15 protein-coding genes are annotated in these 14,390 nt (G+C 41.5%); 1 reads left to right on the top strand and 14 read right to left on the bottom strand.

What is annotated here, in order from left to right:
* Positions 1–313 precede the first annotated feature (313 nt).
* From AWM75_RS06300 to AWM75_RS06255, 10 genes are all read right to left on the bottom strand, one after another.
* Positions 314–784, bottom strand: coding sequence for an Asp23/Gls24 family envelope stress response protein (locus tag AWM75_RS06300; RefSeq protein ID WP_067979715.1), 471 nt, complete (start codon positions 782–784; stop codon positions 314–316).
* Positions 785–874: 90 nt separating this feature from the next.
* On the bottom strand, positions 875–1,081 hold the full coding sequence (locus tag AWM75_RS06295) for a DUF2273 domain-containing protein (protein WP_067979712.1): 207 nt from the start codon (positions 1,079–1,081) through the stop codon (positions 875–877).
* A gap of 14 nt (positions 1,082–1,095) precedes the next feature.
* On the bottom strand, positions 1,096–1,668 hold the full coding sequence (gene amaP / locus AWM75_RS06290; RefSeq protein ID WP_067979710.1) for an alkaline shock response membrane anchor protein AmaP: 573 nt from the start codon (positions 1,666–1,668) through the stop codon (positions 1,096–1,098).
* A 71-nt stretch (positions 1,669–1,739) separates the two neighbouring features.
* Complete coding sequence (dnaI, locus tag AWM75_RS06285; protein WP_067979705.1) at positions 1,740–2,636, bottom strand: primosomal protein DnaI; 897 nt, start codon at positions 2,634–2,636, stop codon at positions 1,740–1,742.
* A complete protein-coding gene (locus tag AWM75_RS06280) occupies positions 2,633–4,069 on the bottom strand; it encodes a DnaD domain protein (RefSeq protein WP_067979702.1) in 1,437 nt (478 codons plus the stop codon). The genes dnaI and AWM75_RS06280 overlap by 4 nt, the downstream gene beginning before the upstream one ends.
* An 18-nt stretch (positions 4,070–4,087) precedes the next feature.
* Positions 4,088–4,552 carry a transcriptional regulator NrdR gene (gene nrdR / locus AWM75_RS06275; RefSeq protein WP_067979698.1) on the bottom strand — a complete coding sequence of 155 codons (465 nt, stop codon included), beginning with the start codon at positions 4,550–4,552 and terminating at the stop codon, positions 4,088–4,090.
* A 62-nt stretch (positions 4,553–4,614) separates the two neighbouring features.
* Positions 4,615–5,211 (bottom strand): dephospho-CoA kinase, encoded by a 597-nt coding sequence (gene coaE / locus AWM75_RS06270; RefSeq protein WP_327020365.1) that lies wholly within the window; start codon positions 5,209–5,211, stop codon positions 4,615–4,617.
* An 11-nt stretch (positions 5,212–5,222) separates the two neighbouring features.
* Positions 5,223–6,059: a DNA-formamidopyrimidine glycosylase gene (gene mutM / locus AWM75_RS06265; protein ID WP_067979690.1), complete on the bottom strand. Its 837-nt coding sequence runs from the start codon at positions 6,057–6,059 to the stop codon at positions 5,223–5,225.
* Between the two features lie 96 nt (positions 6,060–6,155).
* The gene (gene polA / locus AWM75_RS06260; RefSeq protein ID WP_067979687.1) at positions 6,156–8,828 is read right to left on the bottom strand and encodes a DNA polymerase I; all 2,673 of its coding nucleotides are present in this window, start codon (positions 8,826–8,828) and stop codon (positions 6,156–6,158) included.
* Positions 8,821–9,333, bottom strand: coding sequence for a MaoC family dehydratase (locus AWM75_RS06255; RefSeq protein ID WP_067979683.1), 513 nt, complete (start codon positions 9,331–9,333; stop codon positions 8,821–8,823). The genes polA and AWM75_RS06255 overlap by 8 nt, the downstream gene beginning before the upstream one ends.
* A gap of 144 nt (positions 9,334–9,477) precedes the next feature.
* On the opposite strand from AWM75_RS06255, the gene AWM75_RS06250 reads away from it, so the two are divergent.
* Positions 9,478–10,158, top strand: coding sequence for a histidine phosphatase family protein (locus tag AWM75_RS06250; protein ID WP_067979681.1), 681 nt, complete (start codon positions 9,478–9,480; stop codon positions 10,156–10,158).
* Positions 10,159–10,181: 23 nt separating this feature from the next.
* On the opposite strand, the gene AWM75_RS06245 is transcribed toward AWM75_RS06250, so the two are convergent.
* The 4 genes from AWM75_RS06245 to AWM75_RS06230 all read right to left on the bottom strand — a co-directional run bounded on the left by AWM75_RS06245 (position 10,182) and on the right by AWM75_RS06230 (position 14,384).
* Positions 10,182–10,721: a dihydrofolate reductase family protein gene (locus AWM75_RS06245; RefSeq protein WP_067979677.1), complete on the bottom strand. Its 540-nt coding sequence runs from the start codon at positions 10,719–10,721 to the stop codon at positions 10,182–10,184.
* Positions 10,722–10,808: 87 nt separating this feature from the next.
* On the bottom strand, positions 10,809–11,216 hold the full coding sequence (locus AWM75_RS06240) for an Asp23/Gls24 family envelope stress response protein (protein WP_067979674.1): 408 nt from the start codon (positions 11,214–11,216) through the stop codon (positions 10,809–10,811).
* A gap of 67 nt (positions 11,217–11,283) precedes the next feature.
* Entirely contained in the window at positions 11,284–12,573 is a 1,290-nt protein-coding gene (locus tag AWM75_RS06235) for a bifunctional folylpolyglutamate synthase/dihydrofolate synthase (RefSeq protein WP_067979672.1), read from the bottom strand.
* The gene (locus tag AWM75_RS06230) at positions 12,573–14,384 is read right to left on the bottom strand and encodes a M3 family oligoendopeptidase (RefSeq protein ID WP_067979670.1); all 1,812 of its coding nucleotides are present in this window, start codon (positions 14,382–14,384) and stop codon (positions 12,573–12,575) included. The genes AWM75_RS06235 and AWM75_RS06230 overlap by 1 nt, the downstream gene beginning before the upstream one ends.
* Positions 14,385–14,390: the final 6 nt, after the last annotated feature.

Below are 14,390 nucleotides of genomic sequence, written 5' to 3'. Positions count from 1 at the left end.
TCATTAAGCCGTTATCGGTGGCTGCCGGCTAGCTTAATCACTAGCATCTAGAAAGTGGTATCCGATCTTCGCCTCAAGTTTTCCACCAACCAACTTGTCTCTAAAAAGCTTAGCATCATCATTCTTCCATCATCGATCTCACTACTATTTAATCACGATTTACTGGGATTTGCAAGTTAAGGTCACTAGCTAATTTATTAAAAATCACATTATCATAAAAAAGGTGTGACAAAGTCGACCGGGGCTGACTAGACTAAATTAGTTAGCGCATCTAAAAAGAAGCTGTGACATATGTCACAGCTTCTTGGAATTACTATTGTACACGAGAACCGTCAGTATACTCACCGTTTTGGTTAGCACGACGACGTTCTTCAGCAGCTTTACGTTGGTCTTCGTTTTGTTGTTTATCGTATTCTGCGCGAGTCATTACGTCGTTAACGTTCATGTTAACTTCAACAACTTCAAGGCCTGTCATTTCTTTAACATTCTTCTTAACTGCTTCAATAGCTTTGTCGAAAGCTTCAGGGATGTTGCGACCATATTCAGCAATAACTTCTAAATCTAAAGCTACTTCTTTTTTGCCTACTTCAGCGCTTACACCCTTAGTTTCATCTTCACCAGATTGGAAGAAGCTCTTAATGCCAGAAGTAAAGTTACCTTTTAATTCTAAGATACCATTGATATTTTGAACAGTGTAGTTAGCAATTTTTTCTAATACACGATCTTCAAATGATAATGTATTTTCATGTTTTACACTTTCATTTTGTACATTGTTTTCAGCCATTATAGATTCCTCCTAAAAATTAGCAAATGATTTTTGTATTACATTATAGTTTTAGTATATCATCTTATTATTTTTTAACAAGAAATTTGCTCAACGATTAAATAAATTAAACCATTCTTCTAAATCTAATTCACCATCAACATAGGCGCCAATAAAATAGCCAACTGCGCTAATTAGAAAGACAAAAACACTAGCGAAGAAACCCAGGTTAAGCCAAATTAGTGCAAATAAAAAGGCAAGCAAGAGACACAAAATCCGGTGACGGTATGGATACCATTTCTTAGGTGGTTGTTTCACTTTAAGCTACCTCCTTACTTCACTCGAGCGCCACGATTAACAGATGTTTGCGTAGCCAATTCACTCGAATCATACTTGGTAATATTAATATTAACTCGTGATAATGATTGGCCCAGGGCTTCTTGTAAAGCTGCTTGAACCTTGCCTTGCGCGTGATTAGCAATGGCCGCAACATCTTTGTCCTGGTCAACCTCACCATAAACATCAACTTTAGCATCTGCCAAGTTAGCTTTCATTTCAACCTCTACGCTAGGGCGTTTAACATCACGTACTTGGCGTACCCCATCAAGAGCGGCTGAAGCCAAAACGTCACGAGAAATTCTGATATCCCCTGCTTGGTCCCGGATAATTGTCCGACGCTTTTTAGATGGCGCAAAAATGCCATGTATTAAAGCGACTAAGCAATACAAGCCCACAACGATTAATAAACCAACTACCAGCATACTTAACCAATAATTAGACCTGATATGCAAGTTCACAAAGTCTGTCAGGTAAGGAATGTAAACAAACAATGAAATACCCGCAACCAAGGCTAATAGACCTAAGAGCGCTAAAATAGCTTGAAAGAAACGTCTAAACTCACCCATTAGACCACCTCCATTAATATTTTTATTAACTATAGAATACTGTTAATCAAGATAATAATCAAATAATAGGCTTAACGTAAATTTGGTCCTGACATCATGATTTCATCAGCAAGAAAGCGGATTCTTTCCATAATGCGAGCTGCCTTAACTTCATCCTGGCCCTTGGTAACGTTAGCTAAATGCATCTCTAATTCAGCCATAGCAAAATTCGAAGAAAAACAGGTTAACTTTTCTTCCTGCATCCGATGCTGCATCACAATACTTAGCACCTCATCTCTGGTCCAGGCAGTATTGGCTTCAGCACCAATATCATCCAGCATGAGCACTTCAACTTCTTTAAGTCGGTTGATTCTAGTCTGCGCACTATTATCAGCAAAGCCATTCTTAATAGCTTGTAATTCAGTCGGGTAGTGGACTAGGAGCACGTGGGCCCCCTTATCTACTAAATAATTTGCTAGCGCCGCTAGTAAGTATGTCTTGCCTACCCCAAAACTACCATGTAAATAAATCCCCTTATGAGATTGCTTGGCAGCCGATTGATAGTTTTTTCCACATTGAGTCGCAGCAATCAAGGCTTGTTCTCGACCTTCAATATCGGTACGAAAGTCTCGGAAAACAGCTTGGCGTAAACTATCAGGTAACTGAATGAGTTCTAGCCGGTCTCTTTTTTCACGGGCTGCTTGCTTTTGATAAAAACGATCATTGGCTTGGTAGTTAACATCGATATAATTCACATTCATAAATAGCCGCGGGGTAAACTCACTTGCTGGCCGCTTTTTAGCTTGAGTGAATTCATATAATTTAGACATCGAGCGATCAATCATGGGCTGACTTAGTTGATCCTTGTTTGCAGCTATAAATTGTTTCACATCAGTATCTGCTAAGACCTGCTGATATATGGCCTGCAATCTGTCACTCAATTGATTGCGACTAAGTTCCTCTTTCATTGCTTTTCCCACATGCTTCATTCTTGATCACCCTCTTCTAAACTTGCAATCATCTCTGCCATTCGTTGCGCAGCATCTTGGTTAGCTGCCGCTTGTTGCGGACCACCAGCCTGTTGGCGCGTTTCTTTTTCCTGCTTATGGGTATCGAACCAGGCCGGTTTAGGTTCTTGCTTAGCTTTTTGATTAGCCTGTTGACGCGTTTTTTGTATCTGTTTTCGTTGCTTGGCTTGTGCGACAAACTGACGTACATATATCAAAGCCTGTTCAGGCTCTTGAATATGGTGCTGGCCCCAATCGTTGGCAGTTGTCTCCATGGCCTGTCGATTTAAATTTTTATAATTAGAAACAACCAAATAGTAATGAATCATGATATTAATTACAGCCGGCGCCAGCTTACTCTGGCTAACAATATGTTCAATTAACTTGATTTCTTGACTAGTAAGGTAACCTGTTTGCTGTCTTTTTATATCACCTGCAAATTGTACAGGGGGTATTTGCCTAGCTACCTGGCAAAGTTGTAAGTCAGCATCGCTTAAACCCTGGTTCCGCCATTTAGCCTGGTCAACGGCTTTTGCAGTTGCCTCAGTCTCATTAACATACTGACTACGCTCTGTTAATGGTTTAGCGTTAAAATGATCATTAGCAAAATCAATGGCCTGACTACGGTAATCAGCCAAGTCGACCTCTAAAGTTTTGAGATTCAGTGACTCTTTTAGCAGCTGGGCTAAACTGGTTTCATCATAGCCATAAATACGATGGAGACTAATGGTTTGCTCCTTAACCTCCCGTGTTAAGGACCGCTCGGGCACTAAACTATCTTGAATTATTTCCTTAAATTTTGCCCAAGAAAAACCAAAGTCCCCAGTCTGATTAAAAGCTGACTGACTAGGCGTCAGTAAAAGGGCTTCTTGCTTATCGCTAATCGTTTTAAGATAATCTGGTACGCGGTAAACATCAGAAAAATCGCGGGTTACTTGCGCCCAATCTTGGTCATCGGTTGTATAGTGGCGAGAAAATTCAGCTAGTAATTCATTAAAACGGTGTTCCCCAACCTGACTTTGGAGCAGGGTTACTAACATGCTATCTCTAAAAAAATGATGGCTAGTAACCGGGGCACGTAATAACATCCGCATTTGCACCTGGTCACTGCGCTCTGCTTGTCTTTGGAAAACATCTAGTAGACCTAGTGCCTCTAACTTAAAACGAGCTCGTAAGTATGACTCCTTACTCATAGTTAATTGATCCATCATATCACTATGCCGCCGCTTGATTAGCTGGCTAGTTTTTTGACTAGTAAGCGCATATATCAACATGTAGAGACTATAAGCTAGGGGGCCTATAATAGGCTGATAAAGGCGGACTAAGACTTCTAAACTCAAATTAGAGATCAAATCATGTTGGCCGAGTTCAATATATTCTTGAGGATGCAAGAGATCCCAAGGTTTTTTTTGCAAAGACACCAGCTCCTCGTATTATTCCTCAGATTGCTTTTGGCGCAGACGTTCAATTTCTTGTAGAAAGACAGTCGAATCTTCAAAACGTCGATAAACACTCGCATAGCGAATATAGGCTGCCTCATCCACTTTAGGTAGACGAGCCATAACCTCTTCACCAATATCGGTCGAAGAAACTTCGGTTTTGGCAGCTTCTCTAATATCCGCTTCAATAGCATTAACAATTTCCTGCATCTGATTCATAGAAACTGGACGTTTTTCACAAGACCGAACAATCCCTCTAAGTAATTTGTCTCTTGAAAACTCTTCACGGGTCCCATCTCTTTTGATGACTAATAAGGGGAGACTCTCAACCCTTTCATAAGTCGTAAAGCGATGCCCGCAGACCTGACACTGACGTCTCCGCCTAATTGCACGATTTTCATCAGCAGGCCGGCTATCCAGTACTTTGACTTGACTCGCTTGACATTTCGGACATTGCATAAGGTTTCCTCCTTTTCATGTAACCCTTTGCCTTTCCCATATTATAGCATAGCTAGTCATCACTAATGGCCAAGATAGCCCGAAATTGCTAGCCAGGCTTCCACCTGCTGTTCAGTCTCTGCTGGACTACCAGAATTATCAATAACGATATCCGCCCAATTTAATTTACGCTCAATAGAAATTTGACTCTGCATACGATCAAAGGCTTCATTAGGTCGTAAGTGATCGCGTGCCATCAAACGTTCTAATTGCAGGTTTTCAGGTACATAAACCAACATGATTGCTTGGCAGAGGTTTTGATATTCAGCTTCATAAAGTAGGGGGATATCTAGAACCAAAAGCGCAACACCTTGGTCTAGGTAGCGCGCACGTTCTTTCTCCAAGGCCTCCCTAATAAAGGGGGCTAGTAGCTGGTCTAGCTTTTGTCTCGCCTTGTAGTCTGAAAAGACTAATTCACCCAACTTCTTACGCTTCAGGACGCCATTAGGAAAAATATATTCAGAGCCAAATTGATTACAGATAGCTTGCAAGCCTGGTTGGCCAGGTTCAACCACTTGCCTAGCTACCAGATCGGCATCTACCACCGGAATACCATTTTTTTTGAAGATTTCACTAACACTAGATTTACCAGTTGCAATGGAACCGGTCAAGCCTAACACAATAGTCAATTCTATTCCCCCTCTACTGGTATTGGTTGGCAATTAGGACAAAAGTGGGTGCCACGCTGGGCCAACTTTATTTTTTCAATTTTATGGCCACAACATGGACAGTTTAGTCCCTGCCGGCCATAAACGTTCAAATCAAATTGGAAGTGACCGGATTGGCCAAAGGAATCTGTATAGGTCCGAATCGTGGTCCCCCCAGCAGCCACAGCTTGAGCCAGTAAAGCCTTGATGTGACTCGTGAGTTTGGCTACCTCTTCCTGGCTAAGGGAACTAGCCGGTCTCTGGGGATTGATTTTAGCCAGAAATAACACCTCATCAGCATAAATATTGCCTAAGCCAGCCAATATTTTTTGATCTAGTAGGACGGGCTTAATCATCCGATTAGTTGCCTGCAAGCGCTGATAGAGATAGTTAGCATCTAAGTCCTCTGGTTCTGGCCCTAAGCCTAACTGTGCTATGGCATTTTCTTTTTGATTAAGAGGCCAAATTTGGATGCGACCAAATTTGCGCACATCATTATAACGCAAGTCACGTCCATCATCTAAAGCTAAGATGACATGGTCATGCTTATCCAGGTCCTGGTCACTCGGCACCACAAAATATTTTCCTTCCATCCTTAAATGTGACAACCAAATATAGTTATTCCAAATAAAGATAAGATATTTACCACGTCTTTCTACTGCTTGTAAACTCTGGCCTGGCATAATTTGACTAAAGTCACCTATTTCCATAGGATCTTGAATAATTTTAGGCCAGCGCACATGGACATCCACTACTTTGGCACCAATAGCTGTTGCTACCAGACCACGACGAACTGTTTCAACTTCAGGTAATTCTGGCAATCTAGTTCTCCTTTCGAGGTAATAAATTAAGAAGCCGGGGCATAGCCCGGCCTCGCTTCTCTTACTATTTAATGATTAAGCAAAATTTACTGGCGACTATTTGGCATCATACCAAGTTTTACCACTAGCAACATCTGCCTCTAAAGGCACACTAAGTACTACAACATCCTCCATCACTTGCTTAACTAAATCAGCTAGATCATTTAATTGGTCATCAGGGACTTCGAAGATTAACTCATCATGGACCTGGAGTAATAGTCGCGCCTGTAAATGGCTGGTGATTAAGGCCTGGTCCATAGCCACCATAGCTAATTTAATAATATCAGCTGCCGTCCCTTGAATTGGTGTATTCATAGCTGTGCGTTCGGCAAAAGATCGCAGATTAAAATTACGTGCCTTAATATCAGGCAGATAACGACGTCTTTTAAAGAGTGTCTCCACATAACCTTGTTCGCGTGCACTAGCTACGATATCATCCATATATTTTTTAATATTAGGAAATTCCTGGTAGTAGGTGTCAATAAAATCTCGAGCCGCTTGTCTAGAAATATTGAGATTTTGACTCAGACCATAGTCAGAAATACCATATACGATACCAAAGTTAACAGCCTTAGCATCACGACGCATATTAGCTGTGACCTGGTCCTCAGCCACGCCAAAGACTTTGGCTGCTGTTGCGCGGTGAATGTCTTTTCCTTCTTTAAAGGCTGCAATCATATGTTCATCCTGGGCTATGTGAGCAAGCACTCTCAGTTCAATCTGAGAATAGTCGGCCGACAGTAAACTCCAACCCGACTGAGCTGGTTCAAAGGCTTGACGAATTCGCCGCCCCTCTTCTGTACGGATGGGAATATTTTGTAAATTAGGATCAGCAGAGCTCAAACGACCAGTCGTGGTTAAAGTTTGAGAGAAGCGCGTATGAATCTTCCCATCTGCTTTAATATAAGGCACCAGGCCTTCAATATAGGTTGATTGTAATTTAGCTAATTGCCGATATTGCAAAATCAAATCAGCAATAGGCGCTTGGTCTCTTAACTTTTCTAAGACATCTTGAGCTGTGGAGTAGCCCGTTTTTGTCTTTTTAATAACAGGTAATCCCATATCCTCAAAGAGAATTTTACCTAATTGTTTAGGTGAATTGATATTAAAGTCTTGGCCTGCTTCCTGATAAATTTTTGCTTCAAGCTTACTAATAATTTCTGCAAATTCAATTTGCATATCAGCTAAACAATTTTCATTAACCTTAATGCCACGCAGCTCCATGTTTGCTAATACTAGGGCTAACGGTAACTCCATATCCTGGTAGAGACTAACCATATCATCTGCCTGTAAACGATCATGTAACACGGGATTCAATTGGTCAATAACTGCTAGCTTGCGCGCGAGGTGGTCATACATTTTTTCCGAATCTTCAGGAATAGCTTTTTTAGCTCCTTTGCCATAAATCGTTTCGTCATAGGCAATAGCGTCAAAACCAAACTCATGGGCAACATCAGCAACGTCATCAGATAGGTCCTTGGCATTAATTAAATAGGAAGCAATTAAGACATCATCAACTACCCCGGCAAATTCTAAGCCAAGATTATGGAGGATTACCTTTGTTCTTTTGGCATCGAAACAAATTTTCGGATAGTTTTTATCAGCTAGCCATTCTTTAAATGCCGGGGAATCAGCAACCACTGCTGGATCAGCTAGATAGACCTGGTCGTGATTACCCCAAACAATCTGGACAGCTGTCCCAAAATGATAATTTTTTTCTAGCATTTCAACATAAATCACAGCCGGAACTTGGTGGTCATTTGGTACTTGGATATGATCACCTGACTCATAGCGATGATACTTAACCTCTTGCCAGCTTGCTTGTGTCTCTGCCAAGGCCTCGGCTTGATCACTGTCCGCAAGCAAATCGGTTAAAAATTTATTGAAACTCATATCCTTATAAAAGGCCATAAGTTCATCAAGGTCATAACCCTGATAGGTAGTATCTTCAAGGCTAATGGTAAGCGGACTATTCCGGTCAATTGTAGCTAACCGTTTGGACAAGAAGGCCTGGTCTTTTTCACGAATCAAGTTTTCTTTTCGCTTAGATTTTTTTAGTTCATCTATATTGTCATATAAATTTTCTATAGATCCATATTCTTGGACCAATTTTAGGGCCGTTTTCTCCCCAACCCCAGTAACTCCTGGGTAGTTGTCAGAGGAATCTCCCATCAAGCCCTTAACATCAATAAGCTGCTCTGGGCTAATAGCCATCGATTCAGTTATTGTTTCTGGTGTATACGATTCTAGGACAGATACACCCTTCTTAGTAATATCCACCCGCGTGTGGTCACGGGCTAATTGAATGAGGTCACGGTCACCAGAGACCACTACTACTTCAAAGCCAGCTTCCTCTCCCAACCTAGCTAGAGTGCCGATGATATCATCAGCCTCGTAATTAGCGAGTTGATAATGTTTAATCCCTAAGGCATCAAGCATTTTAGGAAAGAAGGGCATCTGTTCTCTAAATTCATCAGGAGCCGATTGCCGTCCTCCCTTGTATTCTTGGTACAAGTCTGTTCTAAAGGTTGTTTTACCTGCATCAAAAGCCACCAAAATATGGCTAGCCTGCTCATCTTTTAAAATTTTTGTTAGCATAGTATGGAAACCATAAAGCGCATTGGTATGCAGGCCATTTTTATTTATAAAACCTTCCACATTACGAATGGCATAAAAAGCACGAAAGGCTAATGAGGACCCATCAAATAGTAGTAATTTTTTCTTAGACAAGCTCATCATCTCCTGGTACGATTTGCAAATTATCAGTATCAGCGTAACTTAGTTGATCCGACAATTGATTATTTGGTGGCACGACAGTAATCATAGCATCCAAAACCGGTTGCGTCGCATCCTCAGCCCGGTGGCCAGTCACGTGGACAGTTACAAATTCCTTTAATGCTTCTACCCGAGTAATTTCAAAATTTAAAGTTACTGTCGCATTATGGGGAAGACTTTGAGAGAAATTAACATTCATCTCGACTAATTGAGAACCAGGACCTGGAAAATTCATTGAAATTATTTTAGTCATAATTCCCATTAGCACGATGGGAGGGACGATAGCAAAGGCGTTGCCAGCATTTTGGCTATATTCATTCTGTAAATAAACTGGATTAGCATCTCCAGTCACGCCCATATACAATAAGATATCTCTCTCCCTAATCATTTCGGTTACGCTAAAGGTATCCCCAACCTTAAGTTGGTCAATAGTCGCTCCAAATATTAAATTACTATCCATGGTTGCCCACCTTTCTATATCTCATGATTAGTTTACCAAAACTAGACTGCTTTACAAAATTGATTGACTAATTAAATAGCAAGCAAGTGCTTGTTGACAGATATTATGATAAAATAAAAGCAAGATATTGAAAGGGGTATCATGATGTCCAAAATCACATATTATTTCATCCGACACGGTGAAACAGAAGCTGATACCGAGCACTTAGAACAAGGTTGGTCTAACTCCCCCTTAACTGAAACCGGCATTCGGCAAATGCAAAGACTATCAGAATCGTTTTCTAACCTGACTATCGATTTGGCCTATACCAGCGACTTAGAACGCTGCGTTTCTAGTGCCAAAATCCTATTAAATCGCCAGGGGCACGATATCCAGATAGCCAAAATGCCCGAATTCCGTGCTTTTAATTATGGCGGTTTAGAGGGTAAAAAGTTAGACCGAGTCTGGCCAAAGCCACTCAGCCAATGGGTTAAAGAATTAGAACAGCAAAAAGTACCACCATCAGAAATTGTGCCTATTATCCTAGAAAGTCTAAAGGCTCGCGACCCAGAAGGGCGTTCAGACACCTTTACGGAGTTTTGGGAACGTATTGAACGAGGTATGCTAGAGGTTTATGATGATGCTCTAGAATTAATGATGGAGAAACAGAGTCGCCAACTCAATGTGGTGATTGTCTCTCACGAGGAACCAATTCGTTACTTCCTACATGAAGTCATTGCTGATTTTGATCTCTCCTCACCATTAGAGCTAGGTCACTTTGCTAAAGTATCCTATAGCAAGGGGAGTTATCATTTACACGAATGGAACACTGATCAAATAAATTAAAAAAGACCGCAAGCGGTCTTTTTTTATGGCCTTGGACTATAAATCTGAAGAGTCATGCCGCCCATCACATCTACCTGGTCTAATTGCAAGGGGATTTGCTGAGCTTGTGGATAGAATAAACGGCGACCAGTTCCAAGAATATAGGGTACAGTAGCAATCATATACCGGTCAATTGCTTGCTCTTTGATGAATAGATTTGCCGTCATAGCTCCACCTAAAATATAGATTTGATGCCCCTGCTTCTTCTTAGCTAACATAAGCTTAACAATCCGGCGTGCTTTTACAAAGTGGATACGACCCTGGTTAGCTGGGTCTTGATCCGTAACAACATAAATATCTTGTTTAGGGAAACCCTGAGCGTAGCCCTGCCGGTAGGTCCGAGCCCCCATCACAATAATCGTTGTTTCCTGATAAAACTTAAACATATCAAAGGGATTTTCTTGGCTGTAAACATCTTTAAGATTAGGTCCAGGGTAACCCTCAGCAAATTCTGTCGCATAATTACGGTCAGCGACATAGCCATCTAAACTTTGCACCAAACTCAAACTAATCTTACCTGTCATAAAGCTTCCTCCTAATAGCAAGGAAAGGCCAGGACTCTAGTCCCAGCCTCTCGTCTTCTCATGAAGTTGTGGTTAGCCTTTTAGTGGTTAATCTCTAGATTTCATATATAGGTTTGAATATTCAGCTTCGGTTAGAATATCCACGACATTAACATTAACCTGGACAACCTTAAGGCCGGTCGCATTTTCCACCCGCTCCTTAACCTGACTTTCGATTTGATGGAAAATATCTGGAATATTTTTACCATATTCAACAATAATCGCCATGTCACAAACAACCTCAATTTGGTCTGTTTTTACATTAACACCGCTAGCTTCTTCATTTTGAGCTTGACCCGCCTCATTGAAATACTCATCATACTGAGCTTGAATCCGATCAAAAAAATTACCCTTGGTCGCAATGACACCATCAACAGCAATGGCCGCTTGGCTAGCCAAGCGTTCAATCGTTTTTTCATCAAAGGTTAAAGTGGCTACATCTTTTTCCTGGTTCATGCTAACCCTCTCCTCTTTTTATTTAAACTCAGCCTAGCATAATTAAACTAGATTTGCACCTAATAAGCTAAGCAATTTGACCCAAAAAATCTTTGATTTGACCCACTAAATATAAAGAGCCAAAAGCACATATTAAACTTGGTTGGTGGGCCTCCTGAAATGCCATCGCCTGTTTAAGCGCCTCACCAACTTCCTGGCATACGATTAGCTGACTACTGGCTTTTAAATAGGCTTGCAACTTACTAGCTAAAGCTTGACTAGTCAAGCTCCGCTCCGATGCCACAGGCACAGTATATATCACATCGAACTGTTTCATCATCTGGGCCAGTGCCCTATCATTTTGCTTGTCTGCTAACATACCCACAATTGCAACCCGTGGGTAATCGCGAGGCCAACTTGCTAAGTTGCGTTCTAAAGCCATTAACCCATCTTCATTGTGAGAGCCATCAATTATAAAGGGCAAGTGAGCTACTTGGCTCATATTCTCATACCGGCCGGGCCACTGAGATTTAGCCAAGGCTGTTTTTATATCCGTGGGACTGATCAGCCAGCCTTGCTTTTGCAAGCATTGGCAAGCCAAAATTGCATGACAGGCATTCTCGACTTGATAGTCTGCTGCCATAGCTAACTGGTAGCTTTCACCCTTAAAATTAAATCTTTGACTCTGAATATTTGCCTCTACCATTTGTATATCAGCAGCTTGCCAAGTGTACAAATGCGCCTGGTGGTTGGCAGCAATTCTGGCAATTTCCTGATAGACCAGCGGACTCTGCCGGTAAACAGTGACCGGACAACCATTTTTAATAATGCCTGCTTTTTCTCTAGCGATAGTCAACAAATCATCGCCTAACACGGCCTGGTGGTCGAGGGCAATTTTGCAAATCATGCTTAAAATTGGCTTTCTTATAATATTAGTCGCATCAAGTCGACCCCCTAATCCTACTTCGAGCACTATAATATCCACATTCATACTGTCAAAATACAGCCAAGCAATCGCTGTTAGCCGTTCAAAAAAGGTTAAATGCATCCCTCTTGCTAACAAATGCTCCTGGACAAAGTTAGCCCAATAAGTCAGGTCTTGGTCACTAATATTTTCTTGATTAACTCTAATACGTTCATTCATTTCTACCAAGGCAGGTGAGGTATAAAGCCCCACCCGGTAACCAGCTGCTTGCAGAATATCTGCCATAAAATTGGCTGTTGATCCCTTACCATTAGTACCAGCAACATGAATAGTTGGTGTCGCATCTTGAGGATTATCTAGACTTGCCATGAACTGGCGGATGTTGTCTAATCCTAGTCGCATATCAGTATGTTCTAAACTGGGAATAAGCTGGGCTAAAGCTTGGTATTTCATTACCGTGCTCCTTCCTGATAGGCCTTGGCTAATTGCACAAAACGTTTAGCATCTTGGCAACTAATATCTATAGCGGCCTGCCAAAAATCTGGCTGGCTTAAATCCTGACCCAAATGTTTAAGAGCCAAATCCTCAGCTGTTAACTTACCAGTGTCTCTAAGTAAGTTAATATACCAATCTTCAAAGCCTTCAGGTTGTTCTTGATAGCGCGCATAAAGGCCTAAACTAAACAAGTAACCAAAAGTATAAGGAAAATTATAAAAAGCAGGCTGGTCAATATAAAAATGAAGTTTACTGGCCCAAAAATGCGGATGATAGCTGGCTAGACTATCTTGATAAGCCTCTCTTTGTGCCGCTACCATCAAATCATTGAGGGCTTGCGCAGTTAGTATGCCTTGCCGCCGTTGTTGGTAGAACTTGTCTTCAAAAATAAAACGGGCGTGAATATTCATAAACATGGCAATGGCATTATTAAGTTTGAGGTCTAGAAACTTCAACTGATCAGCGATGCTAGTAGCAGCTTGAAGGCTGGCATCTGCGACAATCAGCTCATTAAGGGTCGAAGCTGTTTCTGCTAGATTCATTGGATATTTCTGGTTCCACCATTTCTCTCCAAGCAGAACCTGACTATGAAAAGCATGGCCAAGTTCATGAGCCAAGGTTTGAGTATCAGACATCGCCCCGGTAAAAGTCATAAAAATGCGGCTACCATCAGCAAAGGGCACATCAGTACAATAGCCACCTGGTCGCTTATTATCACGGTTTTCTGCTTCAACAATATGATTAGCCAGCGCCTGCTTAGCAAAATTTGCCAGTTTAGGTCCAAATTTACTAAATTGGTCAACCACAAAATGCCCAGCTTCTTCAAAACTTAGCTCAGAATCCTCTCCAGCCAAGGGTAAAGGGGCTTCAACATCTTGCCAGGCCAACCGATCAACTCCCAACAAGTCCGCCTTAGCCGCTAGATAAGCTATAAAATCACTTTTATTATCCGTAACTACCTGCCAAATACTATCTAAACTTGCTTTAGTCATTCGATTGGTCCGCAGGGGTTCAGTTAGCGCATGCCTATCACCATGTTCAGTTTGCAAGGTCAGACGATAACCTGCCAGGTGGTTTAAGATGTCCGCGAATAAGTTCTCCTGCCGACTAAAAGCCTCTTCCCAAGCTTGAAAGATGGTCTCTCTTACCTGAGGATCAGGATCAGCGGACAGGCGGTTTTGTGCCTGGCCCACCGACAGATGACGTATCTCACCCTCAGCTTGAAATGAAATTTTTAAAGCTGAGCTAGCTGTATCATAAATTTGTGACCAAGCAGCTAGCCCATCCTTATCAAGAGCAGCAACTAGGCGCTCCGTCTCTGGTGCCAAAAGAGCTAGGCTGTCTTGTCTACCTTCATTAAGAACTAGACTCATTGACTGTAAGTAACTACTGCTATTAATTGCCCTGTGCCAATCTGATTCTGTAACTGCTCCATACTGGCGGATAACGGCCTGATAAGCTTCAAGATATATTTGCTGATAGCTGGCCAGTTGATCTAAATAAACGCCCGGCTGACTATCATGGATATCATTATCAGCCACCATTTGCACAAAGGTAATCAATTGACCTAATTTCAGTTCAGCTGCCATCAAGTCCGCCAGCAAGCTTTCCCAAGCCGGTAAATTATTAGTATCCAACTTAAATTGTTTACTCGCACAGGTAAGCTGTTTTAATTCATGCTGAATTTGAGCCAAATCATTTGAAAAATCTTGACCCGATAAGCCTCCTGGATAAATTGAATCAAAATCCCAGGTATTCTTTACATTCATGATATT

Origin of the sequence: Aerococcus urinaehominis (genome assembly GCF_001543245.1) — a bacterium.
Taxonomy (GTDB): Bacteria; Bacillota; Bacilli; order Lactobacillales; family Aerococcaceae; genus Aerococcus; species Aerococcus urinaehominis.
This window is presented reverse-complemented; position numbering and strand designations above follow the sequence as displayed.

Bases quoted from the DNA above. Each gene is read 5' to 3' on its own strand.
- AWM75_RS06245 (WP_067979677.1), bottom strand. From the start codon at position 10,721: ATGACAGGTAAGATTAGTTTGAGTTTGGTGCAAAGTTTAGATGGCTAT.
- nrdR (WP_067979698.1), bottom strand. From the start codon at position 4,552: ATGCAATGTCCGAAATGTCAAGCGAGTCAAGTCAAAGTACTGGATAGC.
- AWM75_RS06230 (WP_067979670.1), bottom strand. From the start codon at position 14,384: ATGAATGTAAAGAATACCTGGGATTTTGATTCAATTTATCCAGGAGGC.
- AWM75_RS06240 (WP_067979674.1), bottom strand. From the start codon at position 11,216: ATGAACCAGGAAAAAGATGTAGCCACTTTAACCTTTGATGAAAAAACG.
- amaP (WP_067979710.1), bottom strand. From the start codon at position 1,668: ATGGGTGAGTTTAGACGTTTCTTTCAAGCTATTTTAGCGCTCTTAGGT.
- AWM75_RS06235 (WP_067979672.1), bottom strand. From the start codon at position 12,573: ATGAAATACCAAGCTTTAGCCCAGCTTATTCCCAGTTTAGAACATACT.
- AWM75_RS06255 (WP_067979683.1), bottom strand. From the start codon at position 9,333: ATGGATAGTAATTTAATATTTGGAGCGACTATTGACCAACTTAAGGTT.
- dnaI (WP_067979705.1), bottom strand. From the start codon at position 2,636: ATGAAGCATGTGGGAAAAGCAATGAAAGAGGAACTTAGTCGCAATCAA.
- AWM75_RS06300 (WP_067979715.1), bottom strand. From the start codon at position 784: ATGGCTGAAAACAATGTACAAAATGAAAGTGTAAAACATGAAAATACA.
- AWM75_RS06250 (WP_067979681.1), top strand. From the start codon at position 9,478: ATGTCCAAAATCACATATTATTTCATCCGACACGGTGAAACAGAAGCT.